Source organism: Paenibacillus tundrae (assembly GCF_030812775.1).
Taxonomy (GTDB): domain Bacteria; phylum Bacillota; class Bacilli; order Paenibacillales; family Paenibacillaceae; genus Paenibacillus; species Paenibacillus tundrae_A.
Window position 1 is genome coordinate 464,037 of sequence record NZ_JAUSTI010000002.1, and the last position, 20,888, is coordinate 484,924.

The 20,888-nt window shown below is 42.5% G+C and carries 20 protein-coding genes; 5 read left to right on the plus strand and 15 right to left on the minus strand.

All coding sequences use genetic code 11. The features are described 5' to 3' along the window. Positions 1–73: 73 nt before the first annotated feature. The 3 genes from J2T19_RS05395 to J2T19_RS05405 all read right to left on the minus strand — a co-directional run bounded on the left by J2T19_RS05395 (position 74) and on the right by J2T19_RS05405 (position 2,882). On the minus strand, positions 74–514 hold the full coding sequence (locus J2T19_RS05395; RefSeq protein WP_307213879.1) for an Imm63 family immunity protein: 441 nt from the start codon (positions 512–514) through the stop codon (positions 74–76). 209 nt (positions 515–723) lie between these two features. Continuing rightward, positions 724–2,193 carry a protein adenylyltransferase SelO gene (locus J2T19_RS05400; RefSeq protein WP_307213882.1) on the minus strand — a complete coding sequence of 490 codons (1,470 nt, stop codon included), beginning with the start codon at positions 2,191–2,193 and terminating at the stop codon, positions 724–726. Between the two features lie 383 nt (positions 2,194–2,576). Beyond that, complete coding sequence (locus J2T19_RS05405; protein ID WP_307213884.1) at positions 2,577–2,882, minus strand: Dabb family protein; 306 nt, start codon at positions 2,880–2,882, stop codon at positions 2,577–2,579. Between the two features lie 160 nt (positions 2,883–3,042). On the opposite strand from J2T19_RS05405, the gene J2T19_RS05410 reads away from it, so the two are divergent. Then, entirely contained in the window at positions 3,043–3,891 is an 849-nt protein-coding gene (locus J2T19_RS05410) for an AraC family ligand binding domain-containing protein (protein WP_307213886.1), read from the plus strand. Further along, entirely contained in the window at positions 3,891–4,832 is a 942-nt protein-coding gene (locus J2T19_RS05415) for a DMT family transporter (protein ID WP_307214048.1), read from the plus strand. Before J2T19_RS05410 ends, J2T19_RS05415 begins: the two co-directional genes overlap by 1 nt. Here J2T19_RS05415 and J2T19_RS05420 read toward each other — a convergent pair. After that, positions 4,824–5,516 carry a pseudouridine synthase gene (locus J2T19_RS05420; protein ID WP_307213888.1) on the minus strand — a complete coding sequence of 231 codons (693 nt, stop codon included), beginning with the start codon at positions 5,514–5,516 and terminating at the stop codon, positions 4,824–4,826. The genes J2T19_RS05415 and J2T19_RS05420 overlap by 9 nt on opposite strands. A gap of 161 nt (positions 5,517–5,677) precedes the next feature. Here J2T19_RS05420 and J2T19_RS05425 point away from each other — a divergent pair, with 161 nt between their 5' ends. Both J2T19_RS05425 and J2T19_RS05430 read left to right on the plus strand, forming a co-directional pair. Next, positions 5,678–6,562, plus strand: a complete 885-nt coding sequence (locus tag J2T19_RS05425) for a hypothetical protein (RefSeq protein ID WP_307213890.1) — start codon at positions 5,678–5,680, stop codon at positions 6,560–6,562. A gap of 74 nt (positions 6,563–6,636) precedes the next feature. Continuing rightward, a complete protein-coding gene (locus J2T19_RS05430) occupies positions 6,637–7,269 on the plus strand; it encodes a YwqG family protein (RefSeq protein ID WP_307213892.1) in 633 nt (210 codons plus the stop codon). A 165-nt stretch (positions 7,270–7,434) separates the two neighbouring features. Here the strand turns inward: J2T19_RS05430 and J2T19_RS05435 are convergent, their stop codons facing one another. From J2T19_RS05435 to J2T19_RS05455, 5 genes are all read right to left on the minus strand, one after another. Next, a complete protein-coding gene (locus tag J2T19_RS05435) occupies positions 7,435–7,614 on the minus strand; it encodes a YjfB family protein (protein ID WP_145047280.1) in 180 nt (59 codons plus the stop codon). Between the two features lie 315 nt (positions 7,615–7,929). After that, positions 7,930–8,193 carry a hypothetical protein gene (locus J2T19_RS05440; RefSeq protein ID WP_307213894.1) on the minus strand — a complete coding sequence of 88 codons (264 nt, stop codon included), beginning with the start codon at positions 8,191–8,193 and terminating at the stop codon, positions 7,930–7,932. 84 nt (positions 8,194–8,277) lie between these two features. After that, positions 8,278–9,153, minus strand: coding sequence for a Cof-type HAD-IIB family hydrolase (locus J2T19_RS05445; protein ID WP_370874807.1), 876 nt, complete (start codon positions 9,151–9,153; stop codon positions 8,278–8,280). Positions 9,154–9,203: 50 nt separating this feature from the next. Continuing rightward, positions 9,204–9,656, minus strand: a complete 453-nt coding sequence (locus J2T19_RS05450; protein WP_307213896.1) for an SMI1/KNR4 family protein — start codon at positions 9,654–9,656, stop codon at positions 9,204–9,206. A gap of 52 nt (positions 9,657–9,708) precedes the next feature. Continuing rightward, a complete protein-coding gene (locus J2T19_RS05455; protein WP_307213898.1) occupies positions 9,709–10,242 on the minus strand; it encodes a GNAT family N-acetyltransferase in 534 nt (177 codons plus the stop codon). A 215-nt stretch (positions 10,243–10,457) separates the two neighbouring features. On the opposite strand from J2T19_RS05455, the gene J2T19_RS05460 reads away from it, so the two are divergent. Next, positions 10,458–11,618 carry a S8 family peptidase gene (locus J2T19_RS05460; protein WP_307213900.1) on the plus strand — a complete coding sequence of 387 codons (1,161 nt, stop codon included), beginning with the start codon at positions 10,458–10,460 and terminating at the stop codon, positions 11,616–11,618. Between the two features lie 312 nt (positions 11,619–11,930). Here the strand turns inward: J2T19_RS05460 and J2T19_RS05465 are convergent, their stop codons facing one another. The 6 genes from J2T19_RS05465 to J2T19_RS05490 all read right to left on the minus strand — a co-directional run bounded on the left by J2T19_RS05465 (position 11,931) and on the right by J2T19_RS05490 (position 20,804). Next, positions 11,931–13,373: a 6-phospho-beta-glucosidase gene (locus tag J2T19_RS05465; protein WP_307213902.1), complete on the minus strand. Its 1,443-nt coding sequence runs from the start codon at positions 13,371–13,373 to the stop codon at positions 11,931–11,933. A gap of 51 nt (positions 13,374–13,424) precedes the next feature. Then, positions 13,425–15,338 carry a beta-glucoside-specific PTS transporter subunit IIABC gene (locus J2T19_RS05470; protein WP_307213904.1) on the minus strand — a complete coding sequence of 638 codons (1,914 nt, stop codon included), beginning with the start codon at positions 15,336–15,338 and terminating at the stop codon, positions 13,425–13,427. A gap of 442 nt (positions 15,339–15,780) precedes the next feature. After that, entirely contained in the window at positions 15,781–17,721 is a 1,941-nt protein-coding gene (locus J2T19_RS05475; protein ID WP_307213905.1) for a beta-glucoside-specific PTS transporter subunit IIABC, read from the minus strand. Positions 17,722–17,890: 169 nt separating this feature from the next. After that, a complete protein-coding gene (gene licT, locus J2T19_RS05480; protein ID WP_056689838.1) occupies positions 17,891–18,730 on the minus strand; it encodes a BglG family transcription antiterminator LicT in 840 nt (279 codons plus the stop codon). Positions 18,731–19,172: 442 nt separating this feature from the next. Next, positions 19,173–19,475, minus strand: a complete 303-nt coding sequence (locus J2T19_RS05485) for a hypothetical protein (RefSeq protein WP_307213906.1) — start codon at positions 19,473–19,475, stop codon at positions 19,173–19,175. A 234-nt stretch (positions 19,476–19,709) separates the two neighbouring features. Next, on the minus strand, positions 19,710–20,804 hold the full coding sequence (locus tag J2T19_RS05490; RefSeq protein WP_307213907.1) for an acyltransferase: 1,095 nt from the start codon (positions 20,802–20,804) through the stop codon (positions 19,710–19,712). Positions 20,805–20,888 lie beyond the last annotated feature (84 nt).

Genomic DNA, 20,888 nt, shown 5'->3' on the forward strand with positions numbered 1-20,888 from the left:
TTTTTTTAAAAAAAGATGCTTTGGAAACAGTGTTCGTCTATATTATACACCAACTGATAAAGCCTTATGCTCCTCAGCTCTGTTCAAGCTCCCGCCTCTTGCCACTCTCATACCAATGTAGATAAACTCCACCAATCTGTTGGAAAGCTTCCTTAACATCCGAGTTCAGTTCTGCATAGACAGCCTCCGTATACTTCAAATGTGTATGTACATTGTCAACTCCATGCCGTTTCATAAGTTCAACATGCGCAATCGTAAAAATAATATCTTCCAGTAACCAGTATAGAACTTCGCCTGTTTGCTTCAATCGCTTCTTCAACATAGGCATTCCCCGCTCATAGATTGTAACTATATAGGCAGTTTTGCCCACTTCTACATAAGGCACCCCCTCCCATTTGAACGCTTCAAACAAACGATTAATATTACGTGCAAACTGATCCGAAGGTAAAGATGTATGCTTGAGTAGTTCAGTCAGTGCATCTGCAATTTCTTGCTTGTTCAGCAATTGTGACATATTCACACTCCTATAGGCTGCCGATTTAATAAACAATTGCCTTTTATGCAAGGTCATCCGCGACATGGATTCACTTTATATATCTTAACTTCCATCCTTACACTATTCCATTAAAAAAGCTGCCCTTAGGCAGCCTTAATTTTTTCATTTTACGAATAAACACTAGATATGATACGACAATTACATATTACCATGTCTTATTCTTAGGTTTAAGTACCGCAGAATGTTCGATAAGATGAGTCGCATGTAGCAGGGACTTCGGTGTACTCTGAACGTTCAATCGAATGGTCGAATGGGTTTGACAGCACCTCAACTAGTTTCTCTACCAAACTAAGATCCGCATGATTTTCCGCACGATCCAGCGCTTCCTCTACTCGATGATTCCGTGGAATGACCGCTGGATTGTGATTGCTCATCAGTTGTCGTGCTTCTTCTCTAGATTGAGGCTGTCTCTCCAACCTTGTCTGCCAGTGTGCATGCCACTCCTTGAATTGAGCAAGGTCAGCGAGATTAGAATGATGAGTCTTATCGAAAGTTAGATCCAAGAAGGTATTGGTATAATCTGCTCCGGCCTTCTCCAGCGTTTCCAAGAGATCCTTCACCAATGTTTCGTCCCCAGGCTCCGCATTAAACAATCCAAGTTTGGCTCTCATGCCAGACAACCACGCTTGATGATACAAGTCAGAGTATTCGGAGATGGCATCCTGGGCAATTTGCACAGCCTGATCTTCATCCTCATGTAATAATGGCAATAGAGACTCTGCTAAGCGCGTTAGGTTCCATCCCGCAATGTAAGGCTGATTGCCATACGCATACCGCCCCTGAGTATCTATTGAGCTGAACACAGTTCCCGGTTTGTATATATCCATAAAAGCACATGGCCCATAATCGATCGTCTCGCCGCTTAACGTCATATTATCCGTGTTCATGACTCCGTGTATAAAACCAACCAGTTGCCACTGAGCCACCAGCGATGCCTGACGTTTGATTACTTCCTCAAGCAGAGAGCGGTAGCGATGCTCATCCAGCTTAATGTGCGAATAGTGACGCTCTAGCGTGTAATCCGCCAATGCCCGCAATTCATCTACCGTTCCCCACCTTGCTGCATACTGGAATGTACCTACACGCACATGACTGGAAGCCACACGGGTCAGGATCGCCCCTGGCCGCTCCGTTTCGCGAATGATGGCCTCTCCTGTTGAAACAACAGCGAGAATTCGCGTTGTAGGAATGCCTAAGGCATGCATGGCTTCACTAATAATATATTCACGAACCATCGGCCCAACAGCCGCACGTCCATCCCCTCCGCGAGAATATGGCGTTCTACCAGATCCTTTTAATTGAATATCTACACGTTCTCCTTCTGGGGTAATCTGCTCACCTAGGAGTAATGCACGTCCATCACCCAGTATATTGAAATTACCAAATTGATGACCCGCATACGCTTGAGCTAAGGGCTCGGCTCCTTCGGGTATGAGGTTGCCCGCAAAAATCGCTGCCCCTGCATCACTGTTCAGCTCTTCTGTATTTAAACCAAGTTCCCTTGCAACTGCATCATTAAAAATGATCAAGTGAGGGGATTGCACAGGTCCCGCTCCCTGCTTCGTATAAAACGTCTGTGGTAATCGTGCATAACTATTATCAAAATTCCAGCCTGTCGCAAGCTTTGCTGTTGGCATGATATCACTACACCCCTTTTCCTTGAATACAAAATTCTTGTTGTATTATTGTTGCCTACTCAAGCCATGCTCATTTATGTAGTCGCATAAGTTTCATTGATAGTGAACATGACACTCATGTTCTTGTAGAAACTTTAGCATATTTAGCTCAAATTTGCATGCTTATCCCGTATATACATAGCTGTTAACTCTGATAAAAAGTATAAAGATGAACCTGACTATCGTCCAATCACAATTATCAATAAGTGACCGATTCCAACTTTTCAAAACGACAACACAAAAACAGCTAGTTTATAGTCTAGACTATAAACTAGCTGTTGCTGGATCAATTTCATTTTTTCAGTTTTATTTTCACTTCTACCCACCTTGCTTATCTTTATTAATTAATTGGACAGTGGGTAGTCTGATACGATGACGTTCTCAATCCATCCATTAAGAGAAGCTACGAATGCTTGATGAGCAGGATGTGGCCCGTAGGCGCGCAAAGCCTGCTGATCTTCAAATGTTACTCTTAATCCAATCGTATAGCCTTGAATTCGGTCTGTCTCTTCCGTTTGATTAATACCTGCTGTCAATTCATGAATGCCCGGAATCTTCTCCTTCAGCGCCAACAATTGATCTACAAACTCCTGCTGCTTAGCCAGTGTGGTCTGATCGTTAAACTTAAAAATAACTAAATGTTCGAACACGTTAATTCCTCCTTTGTCTGCCTTGAAGCATAGCTTGTTCGTAGTTAATCGTTTACAATCTAAGATGCTCAAATTGTAATGTAAACCGCAATATCATTCAAGAAAATTCCTTCTTCTCCCTTTATACTATCCATAACTTACTAGAAAGAAGGTACAGCATATGACACGTGAAGTGCGAACCGTCGTTTATGATACAGATCTGCAATTGGAAGCCTATCAATTCGAAGGTATTATGCAAAAATTCCCGAATCATTTTCATGACTATTACGTCATCGGTTTTATTGAGCAAGGCAAACGCTATCTCGCCTGCAATAACAAGGAATATATACTGAACAGTGGTGATGTGATTATTTTCAATCCGCAGGATCCTCATGCCTGTGAAGGGATAGACGGTAGAACTTTGGACTATCGATGCATCAACATCCAACCTGAGGTGATGAGAACATATGTACAGGAAATAACCGGTCAAGACTACCTTCCCCGGTTTACAGAACCAGTGCTGTATCAGAGTGAACTCTGCACATCATTACATGAATTACATTTGATGATCCTGGAAGGTCAATCCGACTTCCATAAGGAAGAAGCATTGTTAATGCTATTGGATCAATTGATCAGAGATCATGCGGATGCGCTGCCCCCATTAGCGTCACAGGATCTCACTTCAGAAATCAGACGTGTCTGCGAGTACATGGAAGCTCATTATATGGAGCCGATTGTGCTAGATCAGTTTGTCGAGATGACAGGTCTGAGCAAATATCACTTGTTACGCTTATTTACAACCCAAAAAGGTATTTCACCTTATCGCTACCTGGAAACGATTCGCATTAGTCATGCCAAGAAGCAGCTTGAACAAGGTGCACTCCCCATTGAAGTTGCTACAAGGACAGGCTTTAGTGACCAGAGTCACTTTACGAATTTTTTCAAAAAACTGATTGGGCTCACCCCTCGGCAGTATAAACGCATTTTTAATCATGAAGCTAGCGCCAGCGCTAAGAAAGATAGCATATGATGACACATGAACGTCAGCTCTCAACTGGGCATCTGCTTGCTCTATTTACAATACTCATCTGGGGAACAACATTTGTCACTACCAAACTCCTGCTGATCGATTTCACGCCTGTGGAAGTATTGTTCTTTCGTTTCGTCATCGGTTATGTTGTTTTGTTGCTGCTGTATTCCAAACGTATACCCTTGGTCTCATTAAGAGAAGAAATGCTATTTGGAGCCGCAGGTTTGTGCGGGGTGACCCTTTATTTTCTCATCGAAAATATGGCCTTAACATACACACTTGCATCGAATGTAGGGATCATTGTCAGCATCGCGCCATTTTTCACTGCTGTACTTGCACACTTTTTCCTTCATGGAGAGCGTCTGAATCGCTCCTTTGCACTAGGATTCGTCATTGCACTATCTGGCATCATACTTATTAGCTTGAATGGCAGTTTTGTTCTGAAGCTGAACCCCATTGGAGATATTCTCGCTTTTCTTGCACCTATCGTCTGGGCAATCTACTCCGTTCTCATGCGCAAAATCGGCGCTTTACCCTATCATACAATCGGTGCAACACGCAAAGTATTCTTCTATGGCATAGCGTTCATGCTGCCAACTTTGTTTATGTTTGATTTTGACCTTAGGCTGGTGCGTTTCGCTAACATGAACAATCTTGCCAATCTTCTGTTTCTGGGTATAGGAGCCTCTGCACTCTGCTTTGTCACTTGGAACCGAGCTGTACGGGTACTTGGTGCCGTGAAAACGAGCATTTATATTTATCTTGTACCTGTAATTACAGTCGTTGCATCTGCACTCATTCTGGACGAAATGATGACTTGGGTTACCATCCTGGGGGTTGTACTAACTTTGCTTGGATCTTACTTATCCGAAAAAGGAGGTAAAGGTCATGTGGACATTTCAAGTAATGAAGCTGGAAATTCCGCTAGTCGATCATTGTAATAGGGAAAGAAGGTTGTCCAATTCTGTTGGCTCCAGATGTCTCCATTCCCCTCTTTGCAGATGATCGAGCGTAATATTCATAATGCGTACCCGCTCCAGCTTCATAACTCTGTATCCCAGTGTTTTGCACATGCGCCGGATCTGCAAATTGAGCCCTTGTGTCAATATGATACGAAAAACCAATTCATCCTCACGATACACCTCGCAAGGCTTGGTAACGACATTTAGAATCTCGACTCCCGCCGACATCGCATGGATAAACTCTTCTGTTAGAGGCTTATCAACAGTTACGATATACTCCTTCTCGTGATTATGCTCAGAGCGCATCATTTTGTTAACGATATCTCCATCATTGGTTAATAAAATCAAGCCCTCTGAGGCTTTGTCGAGTCTACCAACAGCAAAAATTCGTGAGGGGTAATTGACATATTCAATAATATTACCCGCAACGCTCTCGGCAGCCGTACATACAATGCCAATAGGCTTATTCAGTGCTATGTATACACGTTCACGTTCTTCCCTAGGAATTTCTTGTCCATCGATGAGCACGATATCACTTGCCTCAACGTCAGCACCCTTTTCACAGACTTCTCCATTGATCGTAATGCGTCCAGCAGCAATCAAGCGATCGGTTTCTCGGCGTGAGCAGTAACCCGTCTTACTGATATATTTGTTAATTCTCATGCTCCACCATCCTTTATCATTGAAAACGAACTTTATCAACGCCCATTTAGTACCTTGTACTGATTTCCATTCGTGTCTTAGCCTTATATAATTTATAGAAACGATACTATTCACCCTTATGTATAAGAGCGCTAACCTAATGTTCATTGAGAGGAGATTTTATGGACAAGAAGTTACTTAAGACTTTGAAGAAATTATATCATTACTCGAATGGTGTGTACGACCGCGAACGTCAAGTTACATTGTACCAGGTTGATACACTGACTGCTGCAGAACAAGAACTCTTGCAAGTTCACAATTGGAATGTGAATGACATCGTACAGATCGAACATGATGTCATTATAGACAAGCTGGTTGCTCTACAACAAAATGAGAGCCTCTCCTGGCGTACAATTACCGATGCTTTTATTGCGGGAGTAGGCGGCAGTTATCCGAGGGGCATTTCGGCACTTGCAAGCTACCATATGATGATTCATACCACTCCGCATACATACAAAGAAGCCGAGAAGTTTCTCATGTGCAAAGTCTGCGGGTTTAGCCACAGCGACCAAGGCTGGGAGAACATCTCTTGGATTCGCTATGCGATCCACTTGGGGAATTATTATGGAAGCACTAGCCGTGGTGCTTATGTGGATTTGTACGAAATCATACACCTGCTGGAGAATACACCGATTACACCAACAGCAGACGATATCAACATTTTCAATCAATTGCTTGTCAGCCTAGATGAGGCGACTGATGATGAATCTCCGGGAAAATATGAGAAACGTCTCACCTCGAATAAGTTCATTAAAGGTACACCTGGAATCCGGCGTGGTATACTGCAATCTCTAGCCATGGTAGGGGTTATACCCAATCAGAAGTTGAGTCTCAGTCCAAACCATTGGACAAATGTCGAGGATCTTCACCTTGCGGGGTTAGAATTAAACAATACCAGCGGCCGTTCAGACATGGAAATGCCTTGGGCAGGCTGGAGAGGAAAACTCGGTGTCGATTGGAACCATGCGAAGCAGCTCTTTGGTTATGCCATCCAAGATAAATCTTAAACCTACCGATATTTTCACTTTCCACTGCAAGCAAGACATTGAAGCCACTGTACTCACAATTAAGGAGCTTGATGATGAACCAAGTCACGAAAATGACATTTGAACTCAATCATGCCAATGAAGATTCAGGAATATGGATCGGCGGTGACAAAGCATACGTCCAAGAGTGGCCCCTTAATCCAGAGGGTGCCCCTTTAATTCATCTCTTTTCAATCGATTGTAATCAACTTGCCAAGCATGTACCTCCTGCCTCTTTGCCAGCAGATACGTTCATCTCGGTATTCTCCACCTATTCGGCAGCAGATTATTTTCTGGATCAAGTAACCTATACCGGGGACGAGCTGGAGTGGAATGAGAACATATTGGGTGGCTATACATATGTCTCAGTAACCCCCTCTTCTATGATGTCCGACAGCCCTAATACAGGCATTCCGTTGTGCGGAATAACATTCTCAGAAATTGAACTAGGCGAGCATGATTTTCCTGCATTTTCATTTCTTACCTCAAGCCCACCTAAGGGCATGCACGGAATCTCACATCTAATAGTCCATTACGATATCGTATGTCAGATCTATTCGGGTGATTTCCCGGCACCATACCAAGATATATTAGGACTTTCCGATGCGAATGGATACTTGTTGTTGCGCAACGATAACTCGTCAACCGAAGCGTTACTAGCAGGAATTTTCTTTGTGCAGACTGCTTAAATCGTGTCTGTAAACTCGCTAGATTTAAAACTCAAATTTACCGTTTAATCTTATAATTAGAATGAAAAACAACCCAAACGGCCTCAATTCACACGAATTGGAGCTGTTTGGGCTTGCTTGCTGCAGTTTGATACGAATGGAGTTAACCATACATTGGAATATTGTTTATACAGAAATATCCAGTGTTCCTCCCAAATTGGGATGCGGAGCTGCTGATTTCAACATTTCAGTCATTTGCTGACCTTGCTGTTGCGCAAGATCTTTAGTCATGGACATGACTTGCAAGCCTGCGGATTGTTTAACCGATGCTTGACTCATGACTACAGACAATGCTGCGATATCCATATTCCACACTCCTTTCGTCTTTAGGCTGTTGAACGTACATCTTATATATCGGACAGAGATGTCGAAATGATGAAGAAATGAATCGGTTATGTTGTTCTTTATTATGTTTTCGCTGTTCCTAGATCTGTTCTTCGTGCTATAGTTTTAATAACTAAAAATCATCTCTAATGATCAAAATAAGTTAAAATCACAACAGGGAGAGATATATATGAATGGCAAAAAATTCACGCTCATATTCACGGTAGTAAGTATTATCATTGTAGGTGCAATGGTTGGCGCATTGGTTGCAATTGTTCGTATGTCCAATTAATGAATTCACCCTAAATACTTCAATTCTCCATTCTCGCTTTTTACCCTTAGAACGACTTTGGCATTAACGTATTCTGGTGGCTGAATGAATTCCTGACGGATCTCTGCCATCAGTTCCTTAATGACCTCTTCGACTTCCCCTAACGTGGTATCTCTCGATACCAGTTTTGTGCGAACAATCTCATTTTGGCGATAGGCCTCGGAATACCCCTCATGACCTTCTAATCCAAAGGCCGTAATTTCGAATTCCATTTTCATCAGATCCGACATTCATTCATCAACCTTCCTCTCAACATAGATGAGTGGCATGTAGCTCCAATTGTCTTTGCACTCACTAGACTCACAATATAAGAGCTATCCCTCAATTAATCCGTACTTCACAAAAGTATGGTATAATCCGTCCTCTAGGACGGTTTCCGTAACATCATCTGCAATCGCTTTTAACCCAGGCTTCGCATTGCCCATCGCAACACCTACGTGACAGAATTCTAACATCTCCACATCATTCATCCCATCACCAATCGCAATGGTGTCTTCTCGGCTTATGCCTACATGTTCGATCAGATCAGCGATCGCTGAAGCCTTGTGCACACCCAGTATCGTGAGTTCTCCACTACCTTCTCCAAAGATCGGCACGGTGCATTGAATGACTCCGAACTTTCCATCAAACTCCTGCTTAATGCGTTCAAACGGTACTATAGGATTCTCCAGAAAACAAACCTTATTGACATCATGCTTGTACAGATCTGTCTCACCATAGGTGATCCCTGCAATAAATGGATGAGGCTGCTGTTCTTTTTTGGCTCGTGCTGACGGATCATTGTCTATGTCGCCATATATGCGTCGCTCAAGGTGACCTTGCAGATTCCGGCTGCCATACAGTGCAGAGTTTGATTCCAGAAAGAAATCAATGTCATGTTCGTTGAAGAAATCAACCATCTGGCGTACAGCTTCGACTGTAACCTTTTTGTGATATAACACCTGTTCGCCAAATTCCACATAGCCGCCGCCTGCACCAATCAAGCCATCAAACCCCACTTCCCAGATCGCATCATAGACCTCCGCCTTGGAACGACCTGTACAAAGATAGAGAAGATGCCCATTCTCGCGTGCCTGTTGACAAGCTTCTCGCGCTGATAGCGGAATGTTCCCTTCGTCATCTACCAACGTACCATCGATATCAATAAACACCATTTTAGGTTTCACTGTGTTCTGATTCATTCTCTTCATCTCGTTATCCCTCATTGTGTAAGTCTATAGTTTGTAAATACGATAATGAGTTATCTTGGCGTGCGTTCGTCAATCAACCTCTCCAAAAATGCAGCAAAAGAATCAGCATACACTTCAGGTTCTCCATTTAAGTAGTCAAGCCTCATTACCTTGTATTCCCCATTGGCATCTGCTGTTCGAACATCGAAATAATATATTTCATCCTCATCCGGGACAAAGAGCTCCAGCTTCCCTTCCCGCTTCGCATCTTCATCAGCAAGACGATATATATACAAAATATCCGTATCGGCGTATTCTCGGTGTTCGGGAGGAGATATCGTAAGAATACCTGTCCCACTTAGGTGAGCTACACCATAATTCAGCAGCCACCAGCGATAGGAAGGTGGTAATGGAAAACCAAGCTCCTGTTCAACTTCAACAATCCAGCTCTCTTGAACTTGACGGTTCGGAAACCAACGTATGACTTGGGTATGCTCCAGTTTCTCAATTAGACTCGTATACATAGATAACTCCCCCAACTCGTGATATTAGGTTAATAAAGAACGTTCGTAAACATTAAGTCAATTCGACCTTGCCTGCTGGCTTATCCATATGTACAGTCTGCCAGTCATCGTTCTGTTCCGTAATAATGGTAAATCCTTGACGTTTCCAAAAATCTACAGCACCAGGTAAAAAGTGATGTGTATGTAAGTACAGCGTTGTGTACCTCAAGTCACTCACCCTGTTTTCCAAGGCTTGTAACATCATCGAACCAATACCATATCTGCGATATGCAGGATCGACATAACATTTCACGATCTCGGCTGCGGACTCCTGTGGATATCGCCCCTGTATTGCTTCAATTCGATCATCATATGGGAGAATTCCGATAGAACCAACGATCTGACCTTCACCCACCGTAGCCACCAAGAAAATAGCATCTGTGGACTCCATATAATGTGCACTGAATTGCTCAAAATCTAGAGGTAATCTCGCGTGATCCAACATTGGAAACACTTCACGACGAACTCGCATGGCAAAATCAATGGCTTCCTGAATCTGATGCACCTGAACAGGCGCTACTGTCGGTTTAATCAGAAATTGTGTCAAAACATTCCACGTTCCTTATCTCTGTATTTGGAGCTCATTGCTGGCACTTCTCAGAAGCTGTTCGTGCCGATCTGCTCTTCCATCCATCTTACCGAATTCCAATCATCCTATCAATCTACTGCACATCTAACCAAATTGATAGAGCACCCACGCCATCTAATAGATTCTGCATACGATAAGTCGTATCACAATCCAAATTAGAGGGGGAATCTTCCATGTGGTTATGGATCAGCATCAGTGCAGTAACGATTATGATGATAACCTGGTTCGTTTATCATTATGTGGATCATATGACAGAAAGTAAGTTTCATCCTCACGCTCCCAAGCAGCTCTTAGTCAAATTTAAAGAAGGGACAACCCCCGACGAGATGCATACGCTTCACCGGAAAGGTAGATGTAACGTTGCTGAAACGTATGAAGATATGGGGTGGTACCGTCTGGAATCTCGTAAAAACATGCATCGTATGCTGAAACATTACAAGGATCATGAACTGATCGAGCATGCGGAACCCAATTATTACGTTAATGCCTCTTTCACGCCAAACGACCCATACTTCCCTTACCAGTATAATCTACCAAAAATCAATGCCCCTGCTGCCTGGGATATTAATCAGAGCAACAGCACGATCAAAATTGCCATCATTGATACAGGCGTGCAACTAAATCATCCTGAACTTGCCGCCAAGCTCCTCCCCGGTTATGACTATGTTGATTATGATAATATTCCTGAAGATGGCAACGGTCATGGTACCCATGTAGCTGGCATCGCTGCAGCGATCACCAATAACGGTACCGGAATTGCAGGCGTTGCACCCCTGGCCTCCATCGTTCCACTTCGCGTACTGGATAACAACGGACAAGGAACGATGGGTAATGTGGGTAACGGGCTTGTCTTTGCAGCCAACAATGGTGTTCAAGTGATCAATTTAAGTTTGGGTGGTCCGATGGGTGAAGCATTCCTTCAAGCTGCCGTGCAGTACGCATGGGATCGAGGTGCTGTGATTATCGCTGCGGCAGGTAATGACAATACATCTTATCCGATTGTACCTGCGTCCTATCCTAACGTCATTGCGGTTGCTTCAACTAACCCTTCTGATCTAAAATCTAACTTCTCCAACTATGGCTCTTGGGTTGACATGGCTGCACCGGGAGATACCATCTTATCCACATACCTTGGCAGCTCTTATGCTTACCTAAGCGGAACATCAATGGCGGCTCCGCACGTAGCCGGAGTAGCTGCTTTGCTCGCTTCCAAAGGTAAAACAAACGCACAGATACGGGATGCCCTCTGCTTCGCTTCCGATCCTGTATCGGGTTCAGGTGTATACTGGCAGTATGGACGGTTGAACGCCTACCAGAGCCTGCAAGTACCATAATTCACTACGTTTGCCCATGTTGTATAAAGGATAAGCACTGTCATATGTGTCTTTGAACACTCGAAAGGTCAGAGCGATACACCGAATTCATACTCTTCTTCACTTTTGAAGCATATAAAAACCATGGCGCACCTGTTAAGAGGATACCCCATGGTTTAGTTATCATTGTTATGATTTAAGTGACAAGATTTTCTTGATTAATTGATTATAATTAATAGATAGTTAACGATTAAATTCACGTCTCACAAACAAAGAGCAATCTCGATATAACGGGATTGCTCTTTGTTAATTTAGATATTGCCAGAAAAATGATTAGAAATATTGTGCGCCATTATTAGCAATAACGTCTTTATACCAATGGAAGCTTTTCTTTCTCACTCTTCGCAGTGTACCCGTGCCATCATTGTTTCGATCCACATAAATGTAGCCGTAACGCTTCTTCATTTCACCAGTACCTGCGCTGACCAAGTCAATTGGCCCCCAGCTTGTGTAACCGAGAATCTCAACGCCATCCTGAATAGCTTCTGCCATCTCAGCGAAGTGGCTGTTCAAGTATTCAATCCGATAGTCATCTTCTACGGTATCGTTGTCTAACAAGACATCCGTTGCACCAAGCCCGTTCTCTACAATAAACAATGGCTTACCGTAACGGTCGTGTAGCTGATTACATGTAATACGCAGCCCTTTGGGATCAATCGTCCATCCCCACTCTGAAGCTTGAAGATAAGGATTCTTCACGGAACCAAAGACGTTACCTTCCGTTGAATTCTTCAGCACTTCTGGATCAGCACTTGTACAACGGCTCGCGTAATAGCTGAACCCGATATAATCTACCGTGTTTTGTTGAAGAATATCTGCATCTTCCGGTTGCATCTCAATATGAATGTTATGTTCTCTGAAGAATCGTTTCGTATACCCTGGGTATGCTCCCTTCGACTGCACATCGATGAAGAAGAAGGATTCTCGATCTAACTCCATCGCTTTCCACACATCATCCGGGTTGGACGTATACGGATACACCATACCGGCAGCCAGCATACATCCAATCTGTGCACCCGGAATAATCTCGTGACAAGCTTTAACTGCTAATGCACTTGCAACCAATTCATGGTGCGCTGCTTGATATAAAAGCTGTTCTTTATCCTGCCCTTCCTCAAGTACAATTCCGGCACCGATATACGGCAGATGCAGCAACATATTGATTTCATTAAAAGTCATCCAGTACTTCACTTTACCCTTATAACGGTTGAATAACGTCTTCGCATATTTCTCAAAGAAACCAACCATTTTACGGTTTGTCCATCCACCATACGTTTCAACCAGATGAACCGGCACATCGAAATGGCAAATCGTCACAACAGGCTCGATGTTATATTTCAACAATTCATTAAAGACATTATCGTAAAATTGTAACCCTGCTTCGTTCAGCTCTGACTCATCCCCATTCGGGAAAATCCGTGCCCAAGCGATTGATAGTCGTAGACACTTGAATCCCATTTCGGCAAATAAGGCGATATCCTCCTTGTAACGATGATAAAAGTCAATCGCTTCATGTGAAGGATAAAATTCCCCAGCTTGAGGTACAAAAGAACTCAAGTTACCAAGCGCAATGTTCATTCGATTGGCTCCGGTTGGAATCAAATCTACGGTCGTCAAGCCTTTGCCATCTGCTAGGTAAGCACCTTCCAATTGATTTGCCGCTGTTGCTCCTCCCCAGAGAAAATTCTCTGGGAAGGCTGTCAACTTCTCAAACATTGAGTAGCCCTCCCATATCACATTGTTGAATTCTGTTTATTTAAATTGGACTTAATTTAGTACGGTAATCAATTTGTCTTTTTCTTGAACTGATGCATCTTTGGTTCCTACAACATCGAGGTAGCTTGAAGTATTTGTGATGATAATAGGTGTAACCGTCTCGTATCCTGCATCCTTGATTGCTTGCAGATCGAATTCCATAATCAGATCCCCTACATTAACGCGGTCTCCATCTTTCACATGCGCGTTGAAATGTTTACCTTTCAGTTGAACTGTATCCTGTCCGATATGGATGAGCATCTCTACACCATCGTCCGTTACAAGACCAATCGCATGTTTAGTCCGATATACCGTTTGTACTGTACCTGTAATTGGAGACACCACTCTGCCACTCGTCGGACGAATCGCAATCCCTTTACCCATATGCTCTCCTGCAAACGTTACATCATTGATTTCTTTCAGTTGAACGATTTCACCAGCCATCGGGCTCATGATTTCATATCTGCTGTTTGGGTTTGGATCAAGTACTGGTGCTGGAGCAGCTACTTTTTCTGCTGGATCTTTGAAACCAACAACATACGTCAGGATGAAACCAAGGACGAATGCTACCAATGTTGCAACGATTGCCATGTAGAATGAAAAGTCTAATCCTGCTTCTTTATTGATGAAGGCTGGGTAACCAAATACGCCAAGTCCTCCTAGCATGTAGAACTTCGATCCTGCATATCCAAGTAACGCCCCTCCGATACCTCCAGCAATACAGCTCATGATAAATGGCTTTTTCAATGGAAGTGTAACGCCATAGATAGCAGGTTCAGTTACACCAAAGATCCCGGAAATAAATGCTGGAATACTAAGTGTTTTTAATTTTGTATTCTTAGTTTTGAGTAATACAGCAAGGACTGCACCCGTTTGTGCGAACGAAGCAGCAAATGACATTGCTACAACTGGGTCTGCACCTAACGTACTGATGTTAAGCAATAGAACCGGAACCAATCCCCAGTGAAGGCCAAACAATACAAACACTTGCCATAAACCACCGATAACTAAACCTGTGACAATCGGACTTAAATCGTAAATACTAGTAGCTCCTGCACCAATTAATTGACCTGCCCACGTAGAGATAGGACCGATTACTAAGAAAGTTGCTGGTACGATAACGAGCAAAGTGAAGAATGGTACTAGGAACGTGCTTACTACTTTTGGAATAACGTTTTTGAAGAATCTTTCGATTTTTACAGCTACAAAAGTTGCAATAATGATCGGAATAACGGATGAAGAATACTCCATCAAGATAACCGGCATACCTAAGAATGTAATGTGGATTGGTGATTCAAACAGCGTGCCCGTGAATAACGTGTATAGTGGATCTCCTGCTTTCAAACCAGCTAACGTAGGATACACGAGTGAGCCACCAATGGCCATCCCTAGGAACGGTGATCCACCAAATTTCTTAATTGCTGTGTAACCCAAGAATATCGGGAAGAAGTAGAATAGGCTGTCGCCCGTTGCTTTCAAGAGCTGATAAGTTCCAGAATCCTGAGTGATCCATCCAAAGGCTACGAACATCTCGTTGAAACCTTTGATCATCCCTGTTGCAGCAAGCAAACCGAGCAACGGAGTAAATACACCCGAGATCATATCGATAAAGCGGCTGAACAAACCAACTTTCTTCCCAGAGCTATCTTCTGTCTCTTCAAACTGCCCCTCGCTTGGGAAATTCCCTGCTTTTACTACGGCTTTATATACATCCGGCACTTCATTGCCGATGACAACTTGATACTGTCCACCACTCTGCATCACGGTAATGACACCAGGCATATTTTTAAGTTCTTCTGTTTTGGCTACGCTTTCATCTTTTAGTTTAAAACGAAGTCTGGTTACACAGTGGAATACACTGTTTACATTTTGCTTTCCACCTACACCCGCCAGAATATCCTTGGCCAATTGATCGTAGTTACTCATTGTAGTTCCCCCTCTAAGTGTGTCTCATCCATGCCTGTGAAACAAAGAAAACCTGAACTACTGAACATACACAACGTACCGGATGATCCGGAAATAAGTTGTGTTATTCAGCAATTCAGGTTTTGCCCTTAACGGTTGCAACCCTGTAAGGCTGTACACATTGGTATTTAGTTATCTTAATAACTAAAGTAAGTTGCGATCAATCTTCACTGACCAAGGTTGGTCGGAATTGCCTGATTGAACAGTTACAATCCGATTGATGTATGCGCTTACTTCTTGAATTCATAATAGTACATCTGAACTACATTTGCAACAGTTATTTTAAAAAACTCTAATATTTATTTCCCGGTATCTGGAATAGAAAAAGACAACCTCGAAAAGCTCGAAGTTGTCTTTAAGTTATATCCTATTTTCCGATATATGATTGCGCAATAAACTAGATTTAACCAATTACGGTGATCAATTTATCCTTTTCCTGTACGTTCTGAGCCGTCGTACCGACCACATCAAGATAATCCGCTGTGTTCGTTACAATAATAGGCGTGACAATCTCATAACCTGCTTCAACAATGGCTTGTAGGTCGAACTCAACGATCAGATCACCCACACTCACACGATCCCCATCCTTGACATGTGCTATGAAATGTTGACCTTTGAGCTGAACTGTATCTTGACCAATATGAATCAAAATCTCTACACCTTGATCATCCACAAGTCCAATCGCATGTTTAGTACGGTAAATTGTCTGCACCACCCCATTAATAGGGGATACTACTCTACCACTTGTTGGACGAACGGCAATCCCTTTACCCATATGTTCACCCGCGAATGTAGCATCATTAATTTGTTGCAGTGGAACAACTTCACCCGTCATTGGGCTGGAAATTTCATAACGATTATTCGGATTAGGCTCAAGAGCAGCCTTCTCTTCTTTTAATGGCTCTGGAGTCTGTTTAGCAGCCTCTGGGTTAGCAGGATCTTTAAACCCAATAGCATATACCAGTACAAAGCCGAGTACAAAAGCAACTACAGTAGCAATCATAGCCATCCAGAATTCATAATTAATTCCTTCTGTTGGGCTAATTAGAGCAGGAATACCGAAAATCCCTGAAGCGAATACAAATAGTTTGGAGCCAGCGAAACCAACGATACCACCCGCTGCTGCTGAAGCAATACAACTCATAATAAATGGTTTTTTCAGTGGCAAAGTAAGACCATAAATTGCCGGCTCGGTTACACCGAAGATCCCGGATACAAAGGCAGGTACACCCAGTGATTTAAGTTTCGTATTTTTCGTTTTCAACATGACACCAAGAACGGCACCAATTTGTGCAAATGAAGCAGCAAACATCATCGCCAAAATAGGGTCTGCTTTTAATGTGGACAGATTAAGGAGCATGATCGGCACAATTCCCCAGTGAAGACCGAAGATAACCAACACTTGCCACAATCCACCAACAACAATACCTGTTACCAAAGGACTCAGGTCATAGATACCTGTTACACCTGCGCCGATTAACTGACTTGCCCAAGTAGCGATTGGACCAATCAATAGGAACGTTACGGGTACAACGATGAGAATCGTGAAGAATGGCGTAAGGAACGTTCTCACCACAGAAGGAATAATTTTCTTGAAGAACGCTTCTACTTTGGAACCAAAATAAGCAGCGATAATCACGGGAATAACGGATGTAGAATAGCTCATCAAAATAACCGGAATACCTAAGAACGTAATATGAATCGGTGATTCAAACAACGTGCCTGTAAACAACGTATACAATGGATCTCCGGTACTTAAACCGGATAACGTCGGATACACCAGTGATGCACCAAATGCCATACCAAGGAATGGTGATCCACCAAATTTTTTCATAGCTGTGTATCCCAAGAAGATTGGGAAGAAGTAGAACAGACAGTCGCCTGCTGCATTCAACAATTGATACGTACCGGAAGCAGGATCAATCCATTCAAGTGAAGTAAACATCGACAGGAAACCTTTGATCATCCCTGTTGCAGCAAGCAAACCTAGAATTGGCGTAAATACACCTGAGATCAAATCAATAAAACGACCAAGCAAGCTTTCCTTTTTGCCAGATGAGTCACCGTCATCAGTTGCACTCACGGGTTCATCAGCACTCATATTCCCAACTTGAAGCAGTGCTTTGTAGACATCAGATACTTCGTTACCTACGACGACCTGGTATTGTCCTCCGCTTTGCATAACAGTGATCACACCGTCGAGATTTTTGAGCTCGTCTGTTTGGGCATTGTTGTCATTTTTCAATTTGAATCGTAGCCTGGTCGCACAGTGTACAACACTATTAATGTTTTGTTTGCCACCAACGCCAGTTAGAATGTCTTTGGCTAGTTGCTCGTGTTTCATGTATTATGTTCTTCCTTTCTGATTAAACACGGATTCGAGGTATATTGGAGAGAATAAAAAAAACCTGAACATCTGAATGTCAAAACCTTTCCCTTATAGGGGTAAGTTCTGCATTCAATCGTTCAGGTTTTGCCCTTGTGGTTGCAACCCTGCAAGCTGATCTATGGGATTATTCAGAAGTTGCGTTCACAACTCTCTCAATATGAATTGTTAAGTACATCATTTCTTCGTCAGTCAGTTGATACGTGTAGTTGCTTTCAATGAATTTCTTAATCTTCTCGGAACACTTATGCGCTGCAGGATACTTTTTCTGAATCATCAGGAACAACTCATCATCATTGTTGCTCTTGTAATGTTTCCCCTTCACCAAACGTTGGGCAAAAAATTTCAAGTGTGTCACAAAGCGATAAAAAGTCAATGAGTTCTCATCAAAATCAATCTTGAAATGATACTTGATGATCGTCAAAATTTCTTGCATCACCTGCGTCATACTCTTGATATTCGGCATTTCTTCGTTCAACGCAGCATTCACAAAGTGCAGTGCCATAAAGCCTGCTTCGTCCTCGGGCAGAATTACACCAAACTGATCACAGATCATATTGAGTGCTTCTAGTCCAATTTCGTACTCTTCCTTGTACAACTGCTTTGTTTCCCAGATTAATCCGTTACGAATAGGCAGGTTCTTGCGATACCGCTCAATGGCAAAGTGGATATGATCTGTGAGATGAAGATAAATGCTCTCATTCAATTTCTTGCCAAGTTTTAATTTGGCGTATGCGATGATTTCCTCCGACACTTTCATGTATTCCAGAGGAATGCTTGAGATTAATGCCTTAAAGTTTTCCTGAATATCTTCATTCTGTAAAGTAAATATCTTATCGATATGCTGCTCGGAAACAATATCACCCGCCCGCTTCTGGTAAGCAATCCCCCGGCCAATGATAATAACTTCCTGCTCGTCATTCATTGCAACTACAGCATTATTGTTCAGCACCTTCTCGATTTTCACTTTATCACTCCAATATACAGAAAAAGACAAACCAATCCCTTTTCTCAAGGTATACGGCTTTGCCTGATTCAACAGTTACAACCCGATATGTTGTACGCGCTTCCCTCATATTATTACAAAATTCTACATAGTGCAACAAAAAGTTAATACTCTTCGATTATCTCTTCTAGGACTTACGTATTACTCCTCTCAAACTACTCTCATGCTGAATGCTTAGAAGCATCTGTCTAATCTAAACTACATCACGCCTAAGTAATTTATAATCATAATATTGCCAGAACGAGCTCGATCATGCCTTTAGCGTTACAATTTATGTTGTTGTCCCTACAACTGTTACATGCATCATCTATAAGTAGCTCGTTAAACAAGCGTCTTTTTCTTTTAGCTGTCCATCATATTCAAAAACAGACTCTTTTTCGACAACCTCGATAAGTGCTAATGCTTATGTGTTTTTTGGGTTATCTCGCTCAAGCTCTGCTTCAATCTCCTGATTGATACGTTTCATCTCATCAGGACTTAACTGACTTACATCCTTATTCCGACGCTCCATCTCATACTGTTCCGCTTCTTGTTTGTTCATCAGTCCGAGATGGTTCTTAATCGCCAGAATATCCTCTCGCATTTTCACAGTTTGACGGTAGTTCTCGGCCACCAATGCTACTGCTATACCTATTAACAAAATTGGTCCAAACGGAACTAGCACAGCAAGCACTGATGCTACAATAAGTACCAACAACATATACAAACTTCTCACTCCCTTTATAATTCCCCTTCAGCGTAACCCCTGAGTTCAACAAAATTTGCTCCGGAAGCAGGTCAGAAAAGTCGTCAGCTCCCCATCCACAATTCCAAAATATTGAAATTACAACATTACCCCATCATACATGCTCCTAATAAAATAAAAAAGAGATTTCGAGCAATCCTCGTAAGGAAGCTCGAAACCTCTATCGTTCATCTATGCTTGCATGATATTTAATATCTATCGACCAATCAATATCCAGCCCCAGTTCACTTTACGGATGCCAAGTGCGAGCAACCATGATAATCCCAGAGCTGCAAGGTATGACAATATAATGCCGATACTGAAATGTGAGACAAACATGGTAGTGAACTCACGTCTCCAGAATAACAATACCATTGGATGTATGAGAAACACACCAAAGGCGACAGTCCCCAGTGAATTCAAAACTGCTCTGACCTTGAGCGAGTTTGAATGTTTTATTTTACGAGTCCCTAATTGTTCACAGATCAGCATCAACAGTAAGCAGGCTGACAACGTAAACAGATTACGAAATACAAACAATAGTGCATATGTAACAAACGGCATGTCTTCAAGTATCATTTTCACATATGAACTACCATAAATGGAGATGATTCCACCGGCAATGAGTGCTGCCAGTACAACAAACCGAAACGAATGTAATGTTCGAAGAGCTTTCTCGAAATTCAGACCGACCCAAGCTCCACATCCAATGACGATGAAATAACTTGGCAACATACTGCCCAAACGTTCAAAATGAACTTGAAGATGAACCATATAAAATACCGCCTGTGCGGCAATGAAGAATAGTGGCATGTATTTGGTAAAGACAGCATACTTCGTAAAGGACAACAATATAGGAAAGACCACATAAAATTGCAGAATAATTAGAAAAAAATACAGATGTGTATGTGCAGTCCCCGTCATCAATTGCTCGCCAAATCGCTCCAGATGATCCACAGGCTGTTTGCCTGCGATAACCTGCTTCACGACAAAGTAAATGAATGACCATACGAGATAAGGAACAAAAATATACAGCAAACGTTTCTTGTAAAAGCCCGGAATCCAGCCAGGCTCTCTTGCCTTAGAATAGTAATTGTAGAATAGAACAAGTGATGACAGAAATAGAAATGCGGGTACTGCAAATTGGAATAATTGATTCCAAAAATAATAAAACTCTTGCTGGAACGTATTCTTTGCATAATGCGTAACTGCCGTAGACGTAGCATGAATCGCAACGACTGCAATTATAGCAATGGCACGATAGAAATCCAGATAGCCAATATGCTTGGGCCGATTAACAGATTGATTCATACATAAAAAACCTCGCTTATGCCTGATATAAAAGAAGATAGGTTCCGGCCGCAATCCAGATTCCATGCTTCATTCTAATCAGCG

What these genes read in the sequence shown, in the direction of transcription:
- J2T19_RS05395 (WP_307213879.1), bottom strand. Translation starts at nt 514, where the DNA reads ATGTCACAATTGCTGAACAAGCAAGAAATTGCAGATGCACTGACTGAA.
- J2T19_RS05400 (WP_307213882.1), bottom strand. Translation starts at nt 2,193, where the DNA reads ATGCCAACAGCAAAGCTTGCGACAGGCTGGAATTTTGATAATAGTTAT.
- J2T19_RS05410 (WP_307213886.1), top strand. Translation starts at nt 3,043, where the DNA reads ATGACACGTGAAGTGCGAACCGTCGTTTATGATACAGATCTGCAATTG.
- J2T19_RS05415 (WP_307214048.1), top strand. Translation starts at nt 3,891, where the DNA reads ATGACACATGAACGTCAGCTCTCAACTGGGCATCTGCTTGCTCTATTT.
- J2T19_RS05420 (WP_307213888.1), bottom strand. Translation starts at nt 5,516, where the DNA reads ATGAGAATTAACAAATATATCAGTAAGACGGGTTACTGCTCACGCCGA.
- J2T19_RS05425 (WP_307213890.1), top strand. Translation starts at nt 5,678, where the DNA reads ATGGACAAGAAGTTACTTAAGACTTTGAAGAAATTATATCATTACTCG.
- J2T19_RS05430 (WP_307213892.1), top strand. Translation starts at nt 6,637, where the DNA reads ATGAACCAAGTCACGAAAATGACATTTGAACTCAATCATGCCAATGAA.
- J2T19_RS05435 (WP_145047280.1), bottom strand. Translation starts at nt 7,614, where the DNA reads ATGGATATCGCAGCATTGTCTGTAGTCATGAGTCAAGCATCGGTTAAA.
- J2T19_RS05440 (WP_307213894.1), bottom strand. Translation starts at nt 8,193, where the DNA reads ATGTCGGATCTGATGAAAATGGAATTCGAAATTACGGCCTTTGGATTA.
- J2T19_RS05445 (WP_370874807.1), bottom strand. Translation starts at nt 9,153, where the DNA reads ATGAAGAGAATGAATCAGAACACAGTGAAACCTAAAATGGTGTTTATT.
- J2T19_RS05450 (WP_307213896.1), bottom strand. Translation starts at nt 9,656, where the DNA reads ATGTATACGAGTCTAATTGAGAAACTGGAGCATACCCAAGTCATACGT.
- J2T19_RS05460 (WP_307213900.1), top strand. Translation starts at nt 10,458, where the DNA reads ATGTGGTTATGGATCAGCATCAGTGCAGTAACGATTATGATGATAACC.
- J2T19_RS05465 (WP_307213902.1), bottom strand. Translation starts at nt 13,373, where the DNA reads ATGTTTGAGAAGTTGACAGCCTTCCCAGAGAATTTTCTCTGGGGAGGA.
- J2T19_RS05470 (WP_307213904.1), bottom strand. Translation starts at nt 15,338, where the DNA reads ATGAGTAACTACGATCAATTGGCCAAGGATATTCTGGCGGGTGTAGGT.
- J2T19_RS05475 (WP_307213905.1), bottom strand. Translation starts at nt 17,721, where the DNA reads ATGAAACACGAGCAACTAGCCAAAGACATTCTAACTGGCGTTGGTGGC.
- J2T19_RS05490 (WP_307213907.1), bottom strand. Translation starts at nt 20,804, where the DNA reads ATGAATCAATCTGTTAATCGGCCCAAGCATATTGGCTATCTGGATTTC.